Source organism: Shewanella putrefaciens, assembly GCF_016406305.1.
GTDB lineage: Bacteria > Pseudomonadota > Gammaproteobacteria > Enterobacterales > Shewanellaceae > Shewanella > Shewanella putrefaciens_C.
Genome location: NZ_CP066369.1, coordinates 2,047,701 through 2,069,093 on the forward strand (window position 1 = coordinate 2,047,701; position 21,393 = coordinate 2,069,093).

Genomic DNA, 21,393 nt, shown 5'->3' on the forward strand with positions numbered 1-21,393 from the left:
GCGGTTAGCAAGAGTGAACTAACACTCAACACTCATCACTCAGTACTAAGTACTCAACACTCAACAATGTTGACCGCTAGGCCGCCTTTGGCGGTTTCTTTGTATTTGCTGCGCATATCTTTGCCGGTGTCCATCATGGTTTTGATCACTTTATCCAGTGAAACCTTATGGTTACCGTCACCGCGTAGGGCCATACGCGAGGCGTTGATCGCTTTGATCGCGCCCATGGCATTACGTTCGATACAAGGCACTTGCACTAGGCCGCCCACAGGATCGCAGGTTAGACCTAAGTTATGTTCCATGCCGATTTCAGCCGCGTTTTCAACGTGCTCAACCGTGCCGCCCATGATCTCAGTCAGAGCGCCAGCGGCCATAGAGCAGGCCACGCCCACTTCACCTTGGCAGCCGACTTCGGCGCCCGAAATCGAAGCATTTTTCTTGTACAAAATACCAATCGCGGCGGCAGTTAATAAATAACGGGCGCAGACATCGATATCCACTTCTTGTACGAAGGTGTCGTAATAGCATAAAACCGCAGGAATAATCCCGGCTGCACCGTTAGTTGGTGCTGTGACAACGCGATCGCCGGCGGCATTTTGCTCGTTGACCGACAGGGCGAATAAATCAACCCAATCCATAGCCGTTAATGGATCGACATTGTTACGGCCTTCGGCTTTCAGGCGGCGGTACAGTGCAGGGGCGCGGCGACGCAGTTTTAAGCCGCCGGGTAAAATACCTTCCTTCTGATAACCGCGCTCGATACAGGTTTTCATGGTCTGCCAAATATTCCACAGCTTGGCTTTGACTTCCTCTTCGCTGGCTAAACTCAGTTCGTTCGCCATCATTAAAGAAGAAATGCTGAGACCTTGTTCTCCGCATAATTCCAGTAAGTGAGCCGCACTCACAAAATCAAAAGGTGCCGATTCAATTTGTGAGGCTGGCGATGCATTACGCTGGCTGATTTCATCTTCATCTAAGATAAAGCCGCCGCCGACAGAATAGTAAGTGCGTTCGAAAATGCATTTATCCTTGCTGTAGGCGTATAAGGTCATCGCATTGGCGTGGGCTGGCAGGGTTTTACGTCTGTGGTAGGTAATGCCGTCTTCACGGGTAAATTTAACGATTTTCCCGGTGCTGAGTGTTAGGGTTTCACTCTTAGATACATGCTCAAGGATGCCATCTATGCTGTCGGTATCGACGGTTTCAGGATCTTCACCCATCAGACCTAAAATGACGGCTTTACCTGTACCGTGGCCTTTACCTGTTTGTCCGAGGGAGCCAAAGAGTTCGGCTCTTAGTTCATCCACTTGGGAAATAAGATCGCCGTCGGCGAGGTGCTGCATAAAAATTTTGCCCGCTTTCATTGGGCCGACAGTATGTGAACTCGAAGGGCCAATGCCGATCTTGAACATATCAAATACGCTAATCATGGTTGAAGTCCTGTTGTGTCTTACTTTTTATTCTAGTCTGAGCCCACGGGATTGCTCGCCGTCCGGTATAAAGCAGGCTAGCCTTGTTGACGTAAACTCTGGCAAACTGCAGGCAGCTTTTCGACGGGATCTGCTTGTGTGATACTCTTGCTATCAGTATCACATAGAACCGTGTGACAATTCACATTAGTTTTTTTGATTTGAAAGGCTTCGGATAAGTTGAGCTTAACTCGCCATATCGGTTTACCCTGCCAGAGGGTAAGATTGTCGGTTTTAAAAGGGCTGTAATAGTGAATAGTTCGCTTTTTTGGTGATTTGTGTGACACACACTGACTTTAGCTATTGTGGTTATTTTTTGAGTATGAATGAATATTTTTAGGGAGAAGTATGAGTTATTTAATGTTGGATTTGCTCTCGGTGGATGTCAGTGAGGCTGAAGCTGCAATGCTTAGCCATCCACAGGTGGGTGGCTTAATTCTATTTTCCCGCAATTTTTCGAGCCGCGCGCAGCTGATCTCCTTAGTACAACAGATCCGCCAAATTCGCCCCGATATTCTGATCGCCGTTGACCATGAAGGTGGCCGGGTGCAACGTTTTCGGGATGGTTTTACGCTAATTCCGGCGATGGGGGACATTTTACCTGCCGCTAAAGGCGATATGGCACTGGCAAAACGTTGGGCCTGTGAGCTGGGTTTTTTGATGGCCATTGAGTTATTAGCCTGCGATATCGATTTAAGTTTTGCGCCAGTGTTGGATCTGAATGGTATAAGCCAAGTGATTGGTAAGCGTAGCTTTAGTGCGGATCCCGCTGAGGTCATCGCGCTAGCAGAGCGTTTTATCGAGGGGATGGCCGAGGCTGGTATGGGCGCTGTGGGCAAACATTTCCCCGGCCATGGTAGTGTTGCCGCCGACTCACATATCGCCCAACCCATAGATGATCGCGAAGCCGAAGCTATCTTTAATAAAGATATTTTGCCCTTTAAGGCATTGATAGCGAAAGGACAATTATCGGGGATCATGCCGGCCCATGTTATTTACCCTAAGATTGATCCTAATCCTGCAGGTTTTTCACCTTATTGGCTGCAACGGGTGTTACGTGAGGAACTGGGCTTTAAAGGGGTGATTTTTTCCGATGATTTAGGCATGAAGGGCGCCTCATTTGCTGGTGATTACCTTGGCCGTGCACAGGCTGCATTGGATGCGGGCTGTGACATGATTTTAGTCTGTAATGATAATCCGGGTGTGATGTCACTGTTAGAGGGCTTTGTTTGGCCCGCGGCGGCACCCCAATATCCCGCCAGTTTGCTCAAGCCTAATGCGGCTCAAACGGCGTTGGCGCTGGAGAATAGTGCCCGCTGGGAAAATGCAAAACAGTTGGCGGAGCAAATTTGTTTGGCACAACAGGCAAAAGTTTGATGCAACGCAAGGTTCTTGCGTAAACTTTTGCTAGGGTAAAGGGTGTCACTCGTTAACAACCCGCGTTATCTCACACAATTAAAAGGCCTTGATATGATTTTCTATCTTCACGGATTTGATGCTACTAGCCCTGGTAATCATGAGAAAATGCGGCAGTTGCAGTTTATTGACCCCGATGTGCGTTTATTAAGTTACAGCACGCTACACCCTAGGCACGATATGCAGCATCTGCTCAAGGAAGTGGCTAAGCAGATGCAATATACCGACGACCCAGCGCCTTTGATGGTTGGCGTTGGGCTCGGGGGATATTGGGCCGAGCGAATTGGCTTTTTAAACGGCCTAAAATCAGTGTTAATTAACCCCAACTTGCACCCTGAAGAGAATATGCAGGGCAAGATTGACCGCCCTGAAGAATATGCCGATATTGCGAATAAATGTGTATCGCAATTTCGACTTAAAAACACCCAAAGAGCCATGTGTATTTTTTCTGTCAGTGATGGGGTGTTCGATAATCAGCAACTCGCTAGCGAGTTAAAGCCCTATTATTCGATTGAATGGGATGAAGTTCAGCCCCATAAATTCCCCCAACTCGCTGCACATCTTCCCAAAATAAAAGCGTTTAAGTTGGCGTGATTCATATTTTGGAATAAACACATCACTCCTTTCTTTATATCTAAGAGGGGAGTGGGTTTATCTCATCGGCTATTCCGCCTTATGGTTTTGGATTTTGTACTTCATGTGGCGGACATTGCGACTTTGAATATGACTGTGGCTATTGGGAATATTTTTAAGTAGAGCACGTTGAGGGCTCTAGATTATAAAATTGACTATGTTAGTTTTGGATAGAAATTTGTTGGTAACCAGTGCGGGGGATAGGCAACTTGGGTTTTAGAGGTTTAGCGTTGACTGGTATCCACGCATTTAGGCTTGTCATGGCATTCACTCACCGACTCGCAGCCAGTCCATCCTTGGATGCTCGACCGCCCCGTCCATGGGGCGGACGGTCGTCTCGCTAATCACCATGGCACGCCTTTCGAGCGCACGCGTAACCTGTAGGTTCTAAAGACTAGATCTAACACTAACTTTTTATAAAATTTAGTTATAAATGCCTTAGAAAAGCCGTTTTGTTAAGACCAAAAACATGAAGAGCTTAAGGATGTAACGCTTGGCTTGATGCTTTGCCTTTACACCATTTCCCGCTGTTGTGCTGCTTTTTAAACTCGCACATCGCATCCCATCGACCACTTATACCACTGTATTGACGGCGAAATTCTTTAGCTGAAGTGAGCCAAGCATCGGGCGCAATGCCTAATTCATTAAGCAGTTTGGGTCGTTGATTATCGATATAACCTTTTTTATCTTGGCGAATCGCTCTGCCTGTCCAATCTATCAGTTCCAGATAATCGGCAAAATGAAATGGAATGCCAGATTGTTGACTTAGATGTGTTGAACCATCAAATTTGGCGAGGGATGGGTGTGTTGTTTGCGGTCGTTTATTGGCGGATTGAACCAGTGTGTTAAGTGAGGGAAAAGCGTCATCTTGCGGGTCTAGCGAGCTAATTCTTTCTTGAATCGATGTAAAATCAGAGGATTGCAAAGAGTCAGCAATTCCTGCCCTGATTGGATTTAAATCCACATACATCATGCATGCCAGCAAAGCTTGCTCATCTAACAGCGCTTGCGATTTAAACCGACCTTCCCAGAAAGCGCCTTTACACTCATCTTCACGATTGGCCTTACGGGCAATTTCTTCATTTAAACAGCGCATAAACCAAGATATGCTGGATAAACGCTCATGCCACTCAGCGAGTAAGCCATCAAGCAACATGACTTCACCGTCGATTAAAGCATCACCATTCATATACTTAGTGGCGACGGCATGGCCTTTAGTGATTTGACACCAGCGGCTGATAATGTCTTTTTGTGTTAACGATTTTGCCTTGTCGACATCAATTTTAAGCACTAAATGATAGTGGTTGCTCATCACCGCATAGGCGCAAATATCAATGCAAAAAATCGCAGATAATGCCTTGATTTTACCCACAATCCAGCCACGTCTATGCTCGTAACTGCGGCCCGTGAGTTTATCCTCACCACACAAGAAAGCCCTACGAACACAGCGATTTATCACATGATAGAAAGGCGTCGCACTGGCATCAATTAACTGTCTTCTGGCCGAGGTCATCACAAACTCCACACAGACAAAATCAGGATAATTTAAAGCCTAGTTGAGGGGGCTGAAAAACACAAAAAGATGTGGCTGTCCTTGCTTTTTATGTGGCTGTCCTTGCTTTTTCTGCTTTTTTAGCAGCCAGCGTTTTTTGCTGGCGATAAAATTTTATTGTTATAAGTCATTTGAGAGATGCCAGAAAAATCAACTCTTGCACGACATTTCTTATATCTGCCATTACATTGTCGATATCCCGCCTCTGAGCAATAAATCTTCTGCTATGGGCTGATTTATCACCAATATCTTTAAGTGCTTTAAGTGATTTTTTAGCGTTACGACCAATATTCCATGAACTTTCTGATAAAGCTGCTGAAATCAAATCGCTTAAATATAGGAAATCGCCGTCACTATTTTGTATTTTGTTGGCAATACCTTTTGATTCAAAGCATTCAATAATAAGAGTTTCAATCAGGCGCCTGATCATTACTGCACAACTATCATACCAGCCATTTTCATAAGTTCCATTTATCTGATGTGATAGCTTTTCTATATATCCCCGAGTCCCTTTTACCAATGACAAATAGATTATCGGTTGCTCTATGCTATGTCCCGTATCTTCCGGGGGGGGATTTTTCGCCCTTAACTCATCACTAAGAGCTTTAATCTTTGACAGAGTTAGCAACGCATTTTCGTTTAACATCAGCTCTTAAAACCTTTCAAATGTTTAGCCATAGATTCAAAAATTTTATCTATTTGCTCTGGTGAGCTTTCAGGTGATATATGAACTTGAACATCAATATGTAGCCGTGGTGAAAAGCCAGGTGAACTATTGTTCTCAGCTGAACTCTGCTCAGATTTTTCTTCGACGTTTGCCTTATTATTCTTTTCTGGCAATGCCTTTTTTTCAGATTTTACTTTTTCGAGTTTTGGTTTAGCTACTTTGGCTTTCGTTGGCTCTTTCACACTATCTGGACTTTTCTGAAGTAGCATTAGATAAGTCGAAGCAAACATTTTTGCAGCAGGCTCTCCGACTTTTGCATCTCTCATAAACCAAGATGTGACATCAGCAGGTTGTGCGTCAGCAGTGTGGAAAAGATCTTGTAGTTCCTGAGGGTATATAGATTCAATTATTTTTTCACAGACCTCTGGATATTTAGAGTCGTCTCGCCAGTCGTAAGCCAGCTCGGTAGGCTTTGACTCTTCACTTATTATTCCCAGTAGTTTTAAGGGCGAGATAACATTGGCCCTGGCAGAGCCTTCAGCCATTCCCATCGCACTTGCTACGTATGAAGCACTTATTTCATTAGGCACTCTTTGCTTCAGCTTGTCTCTCAAACCAAACCAGTTAGCTTGAGCAATTTTTGGATATCCCTTCTTTTTCTCTTCAGCCATATTAAAACTTCCTAATTTGATGATTTGACTTATAACGTCTTAGTATTTATGCGCTGCGCTGTTTGCAGGGCATAAATCGCTTGTTGGACTTGGCAGCTGCCACATCCGTGTAAAGGGATATAGATGATGCTATAGGAATTTGCTTTTTTGCGGTAGCGTTTTTTTTATACAGATTGATGGGTAGTTGATTGATATCGTTTTAGCTTTCTCATTCTTTAATTCTCACGTCAGACAGATTGTTGACCTTGATTGACAGCATTCTGGCCCCGTATTCGTAGTAACACCCTTACCACATTTTCTCATTGGCTAACGTAATTGCGGTTGGATAACGGAAAAAGCCAGAACTTTGTAGCATTACTAAAATTGGGTCAATGTTCTGATGTTGGAGTTAGCTAGATGTCACTTTGCTAACGAGGAATGGGGCAATAGTTTTTTAGCTGAACGAACTGCCAGAGGGGTCGTGAAGATTGGCATTGTTGCAACCGTGACCGTTGGTTACATGGCCGCTCTTTCACGTCTGACCCATAGGGATATGGGAAATGTCTATGATGTCGGGAACATCATTGACCCTGTGAACGCGGCATTTACACTTCGGTGTAAAGCAGATGTCGTCGCCGCTTTTCTAAGTGTTCGCTGTAATCGGTGAGTTGTTGCAACGTACCCACTGGGCCATAATAGCTTGCCAAACTCGGTGATGAGCTTGAGCCCGTTATCATGGGGATATTGAGTCTTGTCAGTAACTTGTCACTACTTTCACAAATGAAGCCACATTTATCCTTGCGAATGATTCGTCCTGAATCATCTAGCTGGTTGCAAGCTGATTCTCAGCAAAAAGCATTATATTGATTAGGTCTGGATAGGTTTATTTTTCAAACTCTTGAAAATAATTATTTATTGTGTAAAGTAGCGACCCTTGTCATTTTGTAACAAAATGCTACAAAGTTGATGCTATCTTTGTCCAGTAATTGGATATCCCTTTGCGTATGTCGCCCGACACAGCTAACAGCAGTCTTGTTAGCTGTTTTTTTTTGCCTAAAAATAATCTCTATTTGTTTTTTGCTCTACAGATCTAGAGGTTAACACTTAGCCTTTGGATAATTGCGGCTATGCTTAATCCAATAATTAGATGTGTGTAAAGGGGCGTGAAATGAAGCGAGTATTAATTCGTTTGACTGGTAAAGTACAAGGTGTGGGATGTCGGCATGCGATACTGACAAAGGCGAGAGCCTTAGGTGTGACAGGTTATGTGACCAACTGTAGCGATGGCAGTGTTGAAGTGTTAGCCCAAGGCAGTGATATTGCCGTGAATAACTTGATTGCCTGGTGCGAAGTGAGTGTGCCCTGCACCGACGGACTCACAGTGACTGTGGGGGAAGATAAAGCCGATGATATTTACCTCGACTTTTCGATTGTGCAATCTTAGCTTGTTGTATTAGCCCATTGGATTAGCTTGTTGTATTAGCCCGTTTTATTGCTAAATACACAGTGGAAAATGTGAACAGGGATAGCCAGTTAACAACCTTGACTGCCATTGGCTATCCCACACTTACATAATTAATACTGGACGGTTTGTGCCACTCCAGCGTCCTGTCCAACGGGGTTGCTAGGTTGTGCCATCTTACGAATTTGGATCACCATGCCCATTTCTGGATGATCTAAGTAATGGATCTCCTCACTCTTTACACGGCGATTTTGCTCGAGTGGAATCGCCATTAAATAAGGTGTCATCACCTTAGGCTGTGGAGTGGCGGCCGTCGTCAAATCGGTATTTTCAACGGCCATTAATTTTCTGCCTTCCTTGCGCAGATTTAAGGCCGTTTCGATATATAAATAATGGTTTAAATAAATATTGAGCGTGCCATCTAGTTCCCAAACGGGTGATACTGTCGGTATGGGCATTGGGGTACCATCGGCATTTAACATGGGTTCGTTTAATGCTTGTGCCGCAATTTTACGGCCATCGAAATGGTAGGTGCCAGAGAAGTCTTTACCCGCAAATAAGCGGATAGGCACTGCGCTACTTTTACTGCGCATCGGTTGCTGCCATGTCATATGCAATAGGCTGCGATTACCACGCTCCCTCGATAAACTACTGATGATACTGGCAAATTTCCCTCGGCTGCTGGGGAGTAATAGGGCATCACCACCGGACGAAGCATTAGCGGTATTGTTGTTACCGATTTCAGATGGGATAGACGATGGATAGCGGTATTCGGTGGCAGCTGTGTTTATTGCAGCAGGAGCCGATGTGCCATCGCTGCTGAAGCTATCGACAGTCGTGCCGTCGGCATTGAGTTGCTCTGCGCAGTGGCTATTGGCATCGGCATCAAACACTAGCGTGCAGGGTGTTGCCGCAGAGCCCACAGGGGTGACAACTTGGGCAACAAGGGGAGAAATAAAGTCGATGGCGCTATGGGTGTTGGTGGCAATGGGGGCATCTGGCCACTGCTCGGTTGTTTGGCTTTGGCGTTCAAACACATAGACTTCCACCTCGAACCAAGCTTCGGCACGGGCAAGCTGGCTGTGTGAGAGTGCAATGAGTGTAGCGATAGAGACCGCGAGTTGACGTAACACTATTCATCTCCAAGACGATGTTGCGATTGATGTTGAGATAGTTGTTCGAGCAAGAGTTTGACTAAAGCGAGCCTATCCTTCGCCGTTTCAGCGGGAAGGCTGAACTTTAACTTATTCGGCCCTTCCATTCGATAGATTTGTGGCTGGCTTTGGAGTAATCCAATAATAAAGCCTGGGTCGATCACATGGTCATTGCTAAATTCGATACTGCCCCCCGTGGCATGCACTTCAATTTTAGTTGCGCCTAGGCGAGTCGCCTGATGTTTATAGAGTGTCATTTCCATCAGGTTTTTAGTGGCCTCGGGTAACAAGCCAAAACGGTCGATCAATTCGACTTTTAATTCGTCGAGCGCCGCCTCAGTTTCGCAGCCCGCAATCCGTTTATACAAGGATAGACGAATATTGACATCGCCCACATACGCCTCTGGGAGTAGCGCTGGGATCCTCAGTTCAATTTCACATTGCTGATTCAGCATTTGCGCGAGCGACGGCTCTTTGCCTTGTTTAAGAGCTTTGACCGCAGATTCAAGCATTTCCATATATAAGCTAAAGCCAATTTTTGAGATATGGCCGCTCTGCTCATCGCCTAAGAGTTCACCGGCGCCGCGGATCTCTAAATCTTGGGTGGCGAGCATAAAACCTGCCCCAAGATCTTCGAGGGCATCAATGGCTTCTAAGCGTTTACGCGCATCACTGGTCATACGTTTAGGGTGCGGCGTCATTAAATAGGCATAGGCCTGATGGTGCGAGCGACCGACACGGCCACGCAGTTGGTGCAATTGCGCCAGACCAAAGGTATCGGCACGCTCGATAATAATGGTATTGGCACTGGGCACATCAATACCGGTTTCGATAATAGTGGTACAGACTAAGACGTTGAACCTTTGATGATAAAAATCCGACATCACCCGCTCAAGATCCCGCTCTCGCATTTGCCCGTGGGCCACGACGACCCGTGCTTCAGGCAATAAATCGATAATGTCCTGGGCACATTTCTCAATACTTTCAACATTATTGTGCAGATAATACACTTGGCCACCGCGGAGGATTTCCCGCAGTATGGCCTCGCGCACTGTGGCGAGATCGAATTCACGCACAAAGGTTTTGACGGCTAAGCGTTTGGCGGGGGGCGTGGCGATAATCGATAAATCGCGCATACCCGACATGGCCATATTTAAGGTGCGCGGGATAGGCGTTGCCGTCAGGGTTAAAATATCCACATTGGCCCGCAGCGCTTTGATTTTTTCCTTTTGGCGCACACCGAATCTGTGTTCTTCATCTATGATAAGTAAGCCTAAGTTTTCAAATTTCACTTGGGATTGCAGTAACTTATGCGTACCAATAACGATATCGACTTTGCCTTCTTCAAGTTGCTTAAGCACTTGGTCTTGCTCTTTAGCCGTTCGAAAACGAGACATGACTTCGGTGACGACTGGCCAGTCGGCGAATCTGTCCTTAAAGTTTTCATAATGTTGCTGGGCAAGCAGTGTGGTCGGCACTAGGACAACCACTTGCTTACCTGCGTTGACGGCCACAAAGGCGGCGCGCATGGCCACTTCGGTTTTACCAAAGCCCACATCGCCGCAAACTAATCTGTCCATGGCGGTTGGCGATTGCATATCCGCTAATACCGCATGAATGGCACTCTCTTGATCGACCGTCTCTTCGAAGGGGAACCCTTGGGCAAACTGGGCGTATTCCTCTTCGTCAATTGCGCAGCTTTCACCTGGACGAGCCTGACGACGGGCATAAACGTCGAGCAACTCAGCTGCCACATCACGGATTTTTTCAATGGCTTTATTTTTTGCCTTGGCCCAAGTCTCGTTGCCGAGTTTATTTAGGTGCGCATCGCCATCGGCCCCCATGCTGTAGCGACTAATAAGGTGCAGATTCGAGACTGGCACATAGAGTTTATCGCCCCCTGCGTATTCCAATTGCAGGTATTCCGCTACCAGACCGCCCGTATCTAAGGTGATAAGCCCTTGATATAATGCCACTCCGTGCTCTAGGTGCACTATGGGTTGGCCCACTTTGAGTTCGGCAAGGTTTTTAATCAGGGCATCATTGCTGATCTGGCGCTGTTTTTCCCGGCGGCGCTGCTGGGAGATACGGTGTCCAAAAAGTTCGGTTTCACAAATAATGCTGACCGCATCCTTTGGACCGAGCTTAAGTAAACAGCCCCGTGATAGCGGCGAAACTATGAGCCCCAATTTAGCATCGCTTTGAATAAATTCATTAAAATGGCTAAATAACGTGGGTTTAAGCTGGATTTTACCTAAGAGTTCGAACAGGGCCTCACGTCGCCCTTCGGATTCAGCACTGAATAGGATGCGCGGGGCACTTTGAGCGTAATCCTGCAATGCCAATAGGGGTTGTTTTAATTTGTGATTGGCACTGATATCGGGTAATAACTGGGCATCGATCACTGAGTCCTTATCGTCGTTAGCTCCCAAACTGGGTGCAATAAACTGATATCGGGGCAGGGGTTTAAAGGCCGCAAATAACTCTTCTATCAGTAAATACAGTTCTTTAGGCGCCAGTAATGGCCGCAGTGGATCGACGCGTCTATCTTGGTAGCGATGTTCGACTTCTTGCAAATGGGCGCGAGCCGACTTTTCAATATCGCCTAAGGTGACCAGCTGGGTGTCCTTGGGGAGGTAATCGAACAGGGTCGCAATGTCATCAAAAAATAGCGGCAGATAGTTTTCAATCCCCGCCGGCATCAGATTACGACTCACCAATTGGTAAACGGACTCTGGCTCTTTGACTATCACTTCGAAACGGCGGCGGTATCTCTGTCTAAAACCTTCGATGGCGGCGCTGTCGGTGGGGAATTCCTTCGCAGGCAATAAACGAATGGCATCGACTGGGTGTAAGGAGCGCTGGGTTTCGGGGTCGAAATGGCGAATCGTTTCCACTTCATCATCGAACAGCTCGATACGCAGCGGCATATTCACGCCCGTCGGAAAGATATCTAAAATTGACCCGCGAATCGCAAACTCACCGTGCTCGTACACTTGCTCGACTAAATGATAGCCAGTATCGGTTAAGTGTTGTCGTACATCTTGTAATTGATATTTATCGCCTTTTTTCAGCACAAACACGTTAGCACTCAAAAAGGATTTGGGCGGCAATCGCATCATCAAGGTGCTGACTGGCACTATGACTACACTGTGTTCGGCCTGAGAGATCTGTGAGAGTGTCTCTAAACGCTGGGAGATCAGATCCTGATGGGGCGAAAAACTATCGTAGGGCAGGGTTTCCCTATCGGGGAATAAACGTACCTTAATGCCATCGGCGCTCAGTAAATAGTTGAGTTCTAATTCTAGGCTCAAGGCACTGGGCGTATCACTGCTAACGACAAGCGTCGTGCCTTTATGTTGGCGAACAACACTGCCCAGTGTCACGGCTTGGCAAACCCCCGCGATGCAGGACAGGGTTTGCACTTGAGTACTCTTTTTGACGACGGGTGGCGTTAAGGCTGAAATGTGAGTCATGGGTGTGGGATAAACGATTCATTCACAAAAAGTTGCAGACATTGTAGTGACTTAAAGGCCGAGGTGCCAGTGAAAAGTCTGTGCTTATTCGCGCCCATCCCTCGCTAATTTGCGAAGTTTTAGCTGCTTTTGTTGCACGGTAAGGCTGGCTTTAACCAGTTGCTCGACATCGGCGTCGAGGATCTTGCTAAATTCGAGGTCAATAAAATATTGCTCGGGTGCTGAGGGATCTGCGGGTTGATGAGTGGTATCCAGATGATTTGCCAAGACCTTTACAAAACATAAAATGGCGATCAATTCATCGTGAATAAAGAGCGTGGTTTTAAAATGCTCCCCAAGGGGAAGTGGGGTCGGGCTGATAAGCCTTATGCCACTGCCACCAAATTGGCAGCCAAGCAATTTATCTCCATCTTGCACTTCTTTCTCGAGCACATGCTGCAACACTAAGTCCACTTTGCGGGATTGTAACTTTAAAAAGTCCACCACGACCTTAGCCTCATTATCTAAATGGCGCAGTTGCAGCAGACAACTGGCCTCTAGCTCCTTGACTTCACTTAGCAGTTGTATTCCAAGGGATTGCATTGATCTTAATGCTATTTCACTGGGTAAAGGCTGATTTTGTGGCCAAGGGCTTAGGTAAGCCGTGAAGGGGTGAGGCACACTAAAATAGGGATTAGAGTCAGTGAACAAGGCTTGCCTCTTTATTTATAGGACTTAAACCCCTATTATCGTGCCCATCTTTATGATTTAGCAAGTTCATCACACAGGACGCAGCCCTCTTTCAATGGATCTACGATTTCCCTTCTACGTTGGTTACCGCTATTGGCGGGCCAGAAAGGCAAATGCCTTTGCTTCTTTTATTACGATATTTGCCGTGTCAGGCATTTTTTTAGGCGTGGCGGCGCTCATTGTGGTCAGTTCGGTGATGAATGGTCTGGAGGGGCAGCTAAAGGAGCGTATTCTCGGCGCCGTTCCCCAGTTAACTATTTATACTGAGGCTCCCCTAAGCGATTGGACTGTTCAAGCGACGGCACTGAAGACGTTACCAAGTGTGAAGGGCGTGACCCCCAGTGTGTCGACCCAAGCTATGGTGCAATCGGCCGCGAATATTCGCGCGGTGCAGGTCTTTGGGATCTTTCCCGAGCTTGCGCAAACCTTGTCTGCGGTTGCTCTACATACTTATTCTGGCGCCTTTGATGAGCTGACGAGCGGACAATATAAGGTGATCTTAGGGGCAGAGCTTGCCCGTCAGCTCAAGGTGAGCCCTGGGGATACCGTTAGATTATTGAGTGGCGATGGTGTGGTTTACTCGCCGCTTGGGCCTGTACCGAGCCAACGTAAGTTTTTGGTCTCGGGTATCTTTGAAATGGGCTCGCAGGTCGACGCGGGCGTGGCCTATATCCATTATCAGGATGCGAAACGCCTAATGCGTCAACCGAGCGATGAGATCAATCAACTTAGACTCTATTTAGACGACTCTTTCACTGCCCCAGCCTTAGCGCCTAAAGTGCAGCATATACTCGCTAAACAAGGGATTAAGGCGACGACCAGCGATTGGCGCGACACCTATGGGCATTTATTTAGCGCAGTGAAAATGGAAAAAAACATGATGTCACTGATGCTGAGTTTAATTGTGGCCGTGGCTGCTTTTAACATTGTTTCTGCACTCGTGATGATGGTGGTCGATAAAACCACCGATGTGGCGGTACTTAAGACGCAGGGCCTGACAACGGCCTCGGTGATGGGGATCTTTGTCGTTCAAGGCTCGCTCAATGCCGTATTAGGATTAGTGCTGGGCTTAGGTGTCGGCATCCTACTGACGCTTAATCTCAATGGCATTATGTCGAGCTTAGGTATTTCTATTTTAGGGGCAGGGCAAGTGTTACCCGTAAAGCTGGAGTTGGTACAATTGTCGGCCATTGTGATAGGCACTTTAGCGGTAACTTTGTTGGCAACCCTCTATCCGGCGCTGCGCGCGGCTAGAGTGCAACCTGCCACGGCGCTGCGATACGAATAATTGAATCTGGTTTAACTCGCCAAACCCTATTCCCAGAATTGATAGAGAGAATGTAAATGCAAGACGTGTTACTGCAAGTGCAGAGTGTCAGTAAGAGTTACCACGACGGCGCCGTGACCACCCAAGTGTTATCGAATGTGGACTTACAGGTGTTTAAGGGTGAACAGTTGGCGATCGTCGGCAGTTCGGGCTCGGGCAAGAGTACGCTACTGCATATTATGGGCACATTAGATGAGCCTACATCGGGTAAGGTGTTGCTGCTGGGTGAAGATTTATACCGCGTCAGCAGTGCGCGTCAGGCGCAGATCCGTAATCAAGATTTAGGTTTTATCTACCAGTTCCACCATTTATTACCTGAGTTTACTGCGTTGGAAAACGTGGCTATGCCTGCTTTTATTCAAGGTAAAGATCGTAAGCAGGCACTCGCCGATGCGCAAGTTTTGTTAGAGCGGGTCGGGTTAGGTCATCGCATGACCCATCTTCCCGCGGAACTCTCGGGCGGTGAACGTCAACGGGTGGCGATCGCGCGGGCCTTGATCAATCAGCCTAAGTTGGTGCTTGCCGATGAACCTACGGGTAACTTAGATGCCAACAGTGGCGATGCTGTGTATGAACTGATCCGCGAGTTAGCCAATCAACTCGGCACGGCCTTTGTGGTAGTGACCCATGATCACAAACTGGCTGGGCGCATGGACCGGCAATTGATGATGAAAAACGGTTACCTGCAATTAGCGGCGGAAACCCAAGTATGAAAGGACCGTTAGCCCTATCCATTGGTTGGCGTTTTTACCGTGCCCGCCAATCAAACAGTTTTATTAGCTTTATCTCCTTCGCCTCGACCGCAGGTATTGCCCTCGGCGTGGCGGTATTGATCGTCGTATTGTCGGCGATGAATGGCTTTGAGCGCGAGTTAGAGCAACGATTTCTTGGCGTGGTACCGCAGGCGGATATTGTTGGGGTGGACGCGCCGATTGCCGATTGGCAAAACGTCGTCAAAGATGCCGAGCAGATTGAGGGGATCCGCGGCGCGGCGCCTTTTATTCGCCTGCAAGGATTAGTGCAAAAGCCCGGTGGGTTCCAAGGCTTATCCGTGGTGGGTATTGAGCTGGAAGAAGAAATGAAGGTCTCAGCCCTGTCACAATTTATGAGTGATGAAAGCTGGCAGAGCTTAGGCCAGGATGCGAATCATATCGTCCTTGGCAAGAGCTTATTGAACAAGCTAGGGCTTAAACTGGGGGATACAGTAGCACTCTATGTGCAGGACTCAGATCCAGATGCGGCGGGGAGTCTACGCGCGGCAAAGAGCCATAGATTTGTGGTGTCCGGCATTTATTCCCTAGGGGGAGAGCTTGAGTTAACGACCGCCTATATTCCAATGCGCTATGCATTGCAGATCCTAAATATGCATAGCGGCGTGACGGGCGTGCGTATTAGTGTCGATAAAGTGTTTGAGGCGCCAGCCAAAGTGCGTGAACTGGGGTATGCGCAAAAACAGTCCGTGTATATTAGCGACTGGACTCGCACTCAAGGGCATTTATATCAAGATATTCAATTGGTTCGCACAGTGATGTACTTGGTTCTCGTGTTAGTGATTGGTGTGGCTTGCTTTAATATCGTCTCGACCTTAGTGATGGCGGTGCGGGATAAAGCCTCTGAAATAGCCATTTTAATGACCATGGGCCTAAGTCGTGTTGCTGTGATGGGCATTTTTATGGTGCAGGGCGCCTTAAACGGGCTGCTCGGTTGTGGTCTTGGCGGCATTATTGGTATCAGTATGGCGCTGAACCTAAGTGATATCGCCAGTGCCATTGAGCGGTTATTCAGTATTGAGCTACTGTCTGCTGATGTGTACTTTGTCGACTTTCTTCCCTCTGAATTGCATGGCTCGGATGCGGCGCTCGTAATTGCCATGGCATTTATGATGAGCTTGATTGCAACCTTATATCCAGCGTGGAAGGCCAGTCAAATTGCGCCAGCACAAGCCTTAGCGGGTAGATAGTGTGCTTTACAGCTAGGTAGTGTGCTTTAGCAGAGATGTTAGAGCGGGATAGTGTGACTCGCGGGATAGTGCCTAATAGTCTGATTGCTAAACAAAAGGCCAGTGACTTCTTAAAGAAGTCACTGGCCTTTTTAATCTTGGCGACTAAATGAAGATGGCGATGAAATTAACGCTTTAAACCTTCATTTAATAATGGGCGCATGATCTTCACTAATTCTGTGGTCACTTTAGGTGAGCCAGCAACGATATTACCTGAAACCAAATAGTTATGGTTGCCAGTAAAGTCAGTCACAGTACCGCCCGCTTCGCGGCAGATAAGATCGCCGGCGGCGATATCCCAAGGCTTTAAACCGATTTCGAAGAAACCGTCTAAACGGCCAGCAGCAACATAGGCTAAATCTAATGCGGCAGAACCCGCGCGACGTAAGTCAGCACATTGGCCGAAGACTTCGCCAAAAATAGCCATATAGGTTTCAGTGTGTTGGCGCGCTTTAAATGGGAAACCCGTGCCGATAATGGTTGGGGTTAATTCATTCACATTAGTGACGCGGATCCTAAAATCGTTGAGTTTTGCACCCTTACCACGGATTGCGGTAAAGAGTTCTTCACGGACTGGATCGTAAACAACGGCAACTTCAGTCTTGCCCTTGTATTGCAGTGCAATGGAAACCGAGAAGTGGGGAATGCCTCTAACAAAGTTGTTAGTGCCATCCAGAGGATCGACTATCCAAATATAGTCTTTGTTTTCACCGCGGTTTTCACCTTTCTCTTCACCCACAATCGTATGATCTGGATAAGATTTACGAATTTGGTACGTAATAGCCGCTTCTGCTTCCTTGTCTACACTGGTAACAAAATCATTGATACCTTTGGCACTGACTTCAACTCGGTCTAGTTCAGTGTAGGCGCGCATAATAGTTTGGCCGGCCGCGCGGGCAGCGCGAACAGCAATCGTCAGCATCGGATGCATTGCAATCCCCTGGATGTTAAAGAACGTTAAAATAGCGGGCGGCATTATACTCGATTTGATTGTTATATCAAATACCGATTTTCATATAAGCATTCGCCCACGCCTGTGATAATATTCGCCCCCAGTGTTTTATGAATTAAATTAAGTTGTTTCATGCTAAGTAATATTCGTGTGGTTTTAGTGGGGACATCGCACCCCGGCAATATAGGTTCCACCGCCAGAGCGATGAAGACTATGGGTTTATCAACCCTGTACCTTGCCGAACCTCGCTGTGAGGTTGATGGTCAATCCATTGCATTAGCCGCCGGTGCCTCGGACATTTTGAAACACTTAGTCAAAGTTGATTCTCTCGCCGAAGCTATCGCCGATTGCAGCTTGGTGATTGCCACCAGTGCGCGCAGCAGAACCTTAGATTGGCCCATGCTTGACCCGCGAGAGGCAGGGCAGAAACTGGTCAGCGAAAGCCTAAGCGGCCCCGTTGCCATAGTGTTCGGCCGCGAGAATCACGGCTTAAGCAATGAAGAACTGCAGCAATGTACTTATCATGTTGCGATTCCCGCAAACCCAGAGTACAGCTCACTTAACCTTGCGCAAGCGGTGCAAATTATCTGTTACGAGACTCGGGTTGCCCATTTAACGCAGACAGAAACCATAGCTGAGCCTACAGAATATCCCTTAGCTGCGGATCAAGAGCGTTTCTTCGTCCACCTCGAAAGTACGCTGTTATCGACGGGTTTTATTATTAAAAATCACCCGGGACAAGTAATGACAAAACTGCGTCGATTATTCAGTCGCGCGCGGATTGAGAGTCAGGAGATGAATATTCTTCGGGGAATATTGACCTCCATCGACAAAGTGGTCGGCAATAAACAAAAATAGCCCAGTGCTTATCTGGCAAACTATAACTGGCAAACAATAATCAGTGCGAAGGATTGAGTGATGGGTGTGATAGCTAGGCTAAAAGAAGATATTGAATCTATATATCACCGTGATCCCGCGGCGCGCAGCGCCTTTGAGATCTTAATTAACTATCCGGGGATGCATGCCATTTGGCTGCACCGGATAAGCCATAAGTTATGGAAGCGTGATTGGCGTTTAAGTGCCCGTTGTCTATCGACGTTTTCCCGTTGGTTGACTGGGGTTGAGATCCATCCCGGGGCGACCATAGGACATAGATTCTTCATTGACCACGGTATGGGAGTGGTGATTGGTGAAACCGCTGAAATTGGCGATGATTGCACCCTTTACCACGGCGTGACACTCGGTGGAACCACCTGGCAGGCGGGTAAACGTCACCCGACCTTAGCCAATAATGTGGTGGTCGGCGCGGGGGCAAAAATCCTCGGTCCTATTACGATGCACGATGGCGCCCGTGTGGGGTCAAATTCTGTGGTGGTCAAAGATGTGCCTAAGGACACTACCGTGGTTGGTATTCCAGGCCGCGTGGTAGCAACGCCGTCACCCCAGTCAAAGGAAAAGTCCGAACGCCGCAGTGCGATGGCGGAAAAATACGGTTTCGATGCCTACGCTGTTTCGCCCGATAATCCCGATCCCGTGGCTAATGCCATTGGGCAAATGCTGGATCATATGCATTTGATGGACTCGAAAGTGCAGGATTTATGTCAAGCTATTCAACGTTTAGGCGGTGATGTGTGTACCGAAAAACTGCCGGAATTGGATGTGGGCGAGTTTAATGATGCCGAAAAAGCCGCCGCAGTGAAGCGTCAGAATACCCACGATGAGTTTGATCCGGGGATCTAATTTGTCCTTGTTTGAGCTTTAGTGACTGCACCCAAACGGAATGACTCTGCGGGTGCCCTCAACCTCAAGTCCTCAACCTCAAGTTTCGTATTTTTTTGCCGCAGCATAGACAGTGCAGTGTGCCTATATTGTGAGCGTTAGGGATGTGCATTCGGTTTTCCTGACTCTTATAGTGCGATAGATCTCGATATCGGCTTTAGTGTGCCGATTAATTGCCGCTTTGGCATTGAATCTTAGGGCAGAAAAAGGTTAAATACCCCACCAAGATGAAAGGGTATTGGTTCACAGCGCACTCATATACCTGAGTGTTTTAGTAGGTTTTATACTTGACTGATTTACTCGGGTATGTTGAAATAACCCCATACCTGTTTGGGAGCTATGGTAGTTATGAAACTTACATCAAAAGGTCGTTATGCAGTAACCGCTATGCTTGACGTGGCAATTCACTCGGCATCGGGACCGGTTCCCTTAGCGGATATCTCTGAAAGACAAGGGATTTCGCTTTCCTATCTGGAACAACTCTTCGCTAAGTTAAGAAAGCATGGTTTAGTCGCTAGTGTTCGCGGACCCGGTGGTGGTTATCGCTTAGGGCTAGAAGCCAACGATATTTCAGTCGGCATGGTTGTCCATGCGGTTGACGAGTCTGTCGATGCGACTCGTTGCCAAGGATTAGGCAATTGTCAGAGTGGAACTCGCTGCTTAACGCACTCGCTTTGGGGCGATTTAAGCAAACAAATTTCAGATTTTTTAAACGGTATCAGTCTTGCGGGCTTGATGCAGAAGCGGGATGTACAGTTTATCTCACTTAAGCAAGACACTATGCAAAAGGAACAAAGAGTCAGTTTATAGGCTCCTTGTTATACGATAAAAATTATTTTTGTACGTTGTATGTAGCCTCGGCAGAGACTGCTCAGTACGGAGTGTGTTATGAAGCTTCCTATCTATTTAGATTATGCCGCCACCACGCCTGTCGATCCGAGAGTCGCGGAAAAGATGTTCCAATATATGACTATGGACGGCATCTTTGGCAACCCCGCCTCCCGCTCACATCGCTATGGCTGGCAAGCTGAAGAAGCGGTGGATATCGCTCGCAACCAAGTGGCTGACTTAATTAATGCCGATCACCGTGAAATCGTGTTTACGTCGGGCGCAACTGAGTCAAACAACCTAGCAATTAAAGGCGTTGCGCATTTCTATAGTAAGAAAGGCAAGCACATTATCACCAGTAAAACCGAACACAAAGCTGTGCTCGATACCTGTCGTCAACTCGAGCGTGAAGGCTTTGAAGTGACGTATTTGGAGCCTGCGGCAAACGGCATCATTCCGATGGAACGTTTAGCTGCGGCAATGCGTGATGACACTATTCTTGTCAGCATCATGCACGTGAACAACGAAATCGGTGTGATCCACGATATCGATGCCATCGGTGAACTATGCCGCTCAAAAGGCATTATTTTCCATATGGATGCGGCGCAAAGCGCGGGTAAACTGCCTATCGACGTGCAAGCCACTAAAGTGGATTTGATTTCAATTTCTGGCCACAAGATGTATGGCCCAAAAGGGATTGGCGCTTTGTATGTTCGCCGTAAACCCCGTATTCGCTTAGAAGCGCAAATGCACGGTGGTGGCCATGAGCGTGGTATGCGTAGCGGTACTTTGCCAACACACCAAATCGTGGGCTTAGGTGAAGCTGCAGCGATTGCCAAAGCTGAAATGGCTACCGATAACACCCGTATCGCTAAGCTGCGTGACAAGTTATGGAATGGCATCAAGCACATCGAAGAAACCTATATCAATGGCGATATGACACAGCGTGTAAGCGGTAGTCTTAACGTCAGCTTCAACTATGTTGAAGGTGAGTCATTGATGATGGCCTTAAAAGATTTAGCGGTTTCATCGGGTTCAGCCTGTACTTCGGCGAGCTTAGAGCCTAGCTACGTATTACGTGCACTGGGTTTAAACGATGAAATGGCCCATAGCTCGATTCGTTTCTCAATCGGCCGTTTCACAACGGAAGAAGAAATCGATCACGCTATCGAAGTTATTACTCAATCTATTGATAAATTAAGAGAAATGTCTCCATTGTGGGAGATGTTTAAAGATGGCATCGACCTGAACCAAGTTCAGTGGGCTCATCATTAATTCGACCATTTACGATAGATAATTT

19 protein-coding genes and 1 pseudogene are annotated in these 21,393 nt (G+C 47.2%); 10 read left to right on the top strand and 10 right to left on the bottom strand.

Annotated elements, in window-relative coordinates:
- Positions 1–53: 53 nt before the first annotated feature.
- Positions 54–1,430 (bottom strand): L-serine ammonia-lyase, encoded by a 1,377-nt coding sequence (locus tag JFT56_RS08845; RefSeq protein ID WP_198783258.1) that lies wholly within the window; start codon positions 1,428–1,430, stop codon positions 54–56.
- A gap of 387 nt (positions 1,431–1,817) precedes the next feature.
- On the opposite strand from JFT56_RS08845, the gene nagZ reads away from it, so the two are divergent.
- Together nagZ and ycfP are read left to right on the top strand one after the other, a co-directional pair.
- Entirely contained in the window at positions 1,818–2,846 is a 1,029-nt protein-coding gene (gene nagZ, locus JFT56_RS08850; RefSeq protein ID WP_198783259.1) for a beta-N-acetylhexosaminidase, read from the top strand.
- Between the two features lie 93 nt (positions 2,847–2,939).
- The gene (ycfP, locus tag JFT56_RS08855; protein WP_198783260.1) at positions 2,940–3,479 is read left to right on the top strand and encodes an alpha/beta hydrolase YcfP; all 540 of its coding nucleotides are present in this window, start codon (positions 2,940–2,942) and stop codon (positions 3,477–3,479) included.
- A gap of 517 nt (positions 3,480–3,996) precedes the next feature.
- On the opposite strand, the gene JFT56_RS08860 is transcribed toward ycfP, so the two are convergent.
- The 4 genes and pseudogenes from JFT56_RS08860 to JFT56_RS19925 all read right to left on the bottom strand — a co-directional run.
- Positions 3,997–5,031 (bottom strand): transposase, encoded by a 1,035-nt coding sequence (locus tag JFT56_RS08860; RefSeq protein WP_198783261.1) that lies wholly within the window; start codon positions 5,029–5,031, stop codon positions 3,997–3,999.
- 166 nt (positions 5,032–5,197) lie between these two features.
- A complete protein-coding gene (locus tag JFT56_RS08865; protein ID WP_198783262.1) occupies positions 5,198–5,716 on the bottom strand; it encodes a DUF4145 domain-containing protein in 519 nt (172 codons plus the stop codon).
- A complete protein-coding gene (locus tag JFT56_RS08870; RefSeq protein ID WP_198783263.1) occupies positions 5,716–6,408 on the bottom strand; it encodes a DUF5343 domain-containing protein in 693 nt (230 codons plus the stop codon). The genes JFT56_RS08865 and JFT56_RS08870 overlap by 1 nt, the downstream gene beginning before the upstream one ends.
- 584 nt (positions 6,409–6,992) lie before the next feature.
- A pseudogene (locus tag JFT56_RS19925) lies at positions 6,993–7,214 on the bottom strand (transposase); the annotation flags it as partial.
- A 341-nt stretch (positions 7,215–7,555) separates the two neighbouring features.
- Between JFT56_RS19925 and JFT56_RS08875 the strand changes: the two are divergent.
- Entirely contained in the window at positions 7,556–7,831 is a 276-nt protein-coding gene (locus JFT56_RS08875; protein WP_198783264.1) for an acylphosphatase, read from the top strand.
- Between the two features lie 131 nt (positions 7,832–7,962).
- Here the strand turns inward: JFT56_RS08875 and JFT56_RS08880 are convergent, their stop codons facing one another.
- The 3 genes from JFT56_RS08880 to JFT56_RS08890 form a co-directional block, all read right to left on the bottom strand.
- On the bottom strand, positions 7,963–8,982 hold the full coding sequence (locus tag JFT56_RS08880) for a peptidoglycan binding protein CsiV (protein ID WP_198783265.1): 1,020 nt from the start codon (positions 8,980–8,982) through the stop codon (positions 7,963–7,965).
- Entirely contained in the window at positions 8,982–12,479 is a 3,498-nt protein-coding gene (gene mfd / locus JFT56_RS08885; RefSeq protein WP_198783266.1) for a transcription-repair coupling factor, read from the bottom strand. Before mfd ends, JFT56_RS08880 begins: the two co-directional genes overlap by 1 nt.
- Before the next feature lie 84 nt (positions 12,480–12,563).
- Complete coding sequence (locus JFT56_RS08890; RefSeq protein ID WP_198783267.1) at positions 12,564–13,169, bottom strand: hypothetical protein; 606 nt, start codon at positions 13,167–13,169, stop codon at positions 12,564–12,566.
- Between the two features lie 94 nt (positions 13,170–13,263).
- Here JFT56_RS08890 and JFT56_RS08895 point away from each other — a divergent pair, with 94 nt between their 5' ends.
- Positions 13,264–14,496, top strand: coding sequence for a lipoprotein-releasing ABC transporter permease subunit (locus JFT56_RS08895; protein WP_198783268.1), 1,233 nt, complete (start codon positions 13,264–13,266; stop codon positions 14,494–14,496).
- On the opposite strand, the gene JFT56_RS20105 is transcribed toward JFT56_RS08895, so the two are convergent.
- A complete protein-coding gene (locus tag JFT56_RS20105; RefSeq protein ID WP_420136023.1) occupies positions 14,459–14,587 on the bottom strand; it encodes a hypothetical protein in 129 nt (42 codons plus the stop codon). The genes JFT56_RS08895 and JFT56_RS20105 overlap by 38 nt on opposite strands.
- Here JFT56_RS20105 and lolD point away from each other — a divergent pair.
- Together lolD and lolE are read left to right on the top strand one after the other, a co-directional pair.
- The gene (gene lolD / locus JFT56_RS08900) at positions 14,553–15,248 is read left to right on the top strand and encodes a lipoprotein-releasing ABC transporter ATP-binding protein LolD (RefSeq protein WP_198783269.1); all 696 of its coding nucleotides are present in this window, start codon (positions 14,553–14,555) and stop codon (positions 15,246–15,248) included. The genes JFT56_RS20105 and lolD overlap by 35 nt on opposite strands.
- Positions 15,245–16,495 (top strand): lipoprotein-releasing ABC transporter permease subunit LolE, encoded by a 1,251-nt coding sequence (gene lolE / locus JFT56_RS08905; RefSeq protein ID WP_198783270.1) that lies wholly within the window; start codon positions 15,245–15,247, stop codon positions 16,493–16,495. The genes lolD and lolE overlap by 4 nt, the downstream gene beginning before the upstream one ends.
- A 166-nt stretch (positions 16,496–16,661) precedes the next feature.
- On the opposite strand, the gene suhB is transcribed toward lolE, so the two are convergent.
- Positions 16,662–17,465 carry an inositol-1-monophosphatase gene (suhB, locus tag JFT56_RS08910; protein ID WP_198783271.1) on the bottom strand — a complete coding sequence of 268 codons (804 nt, stop codon included), beginning with the start codon at positions 17,463–17,465 and terminating at the stop codon, positions 16,662–16,664.
- Between the two features lie 153 nt (positions 17,466–17,618).
- Here suhB and trmJ point away from each other — a divergent pair, with 153 nt between their 5' ends.
- The 4 genes from trmJ to JFT56_RS08930 all read left to right on the top strand — a co-directional run bounded on the left by trmJ (position 17,619) and on the right by JFT56_RS08930 (position 21,368).
- Positions 17,619–18,344, top strand: a complete 726-nt coding sequence (trmJ, locus tag JFT56_RS08915) for a tRNA (cytosine(32)/uridine(32)-2'-O)-methyltransferase TrmJ (protein WP_198783272.1) — start codon at positions 17,619–17,621, stop codon at positions 18,342–18,344.
- 60 nt (positions 18,345–18,404) lie between these two features.
- A complete protein-coding gene (gene cysE, locus JFT56_RS08920) occupies positions 18,405–19,226 on the top strand; it encodes a serine O-acetyltransferase (RefSeq protein ID WP_198783273.1) in 822 nt (273 codons plus the stop codon).
- A 387-nt stretch (positions 19,227–19,613) separates the two neighbouring features.
- A complete protein-coding gene (gene iscR, locus JFT56_RS08925) occupies positions 19,614–20,075 on the top strand; it encodes a Fe-S cluster assembly transcriptional regulator IscR (RefSeq protein ID WP_198783274.1) in 462 nt (153 codons plus the stop codon).
- 78 nt (positions 20,076–20,153) lie between these two features.
- Positions 20,154–21,368: an IscS subfamily cysteine desulfurase gene (locus JFT56_RS08930; RefSeq protein ID WP_198783275.1), complete on the top strand. Its 1,215-nt coding sequence runs from the start codon at positions 20,154–20,156 to the stop codon at positions 21,366–21,368.
- Positions 21,369–21,393: the final 25 nt, after the last annotated feature.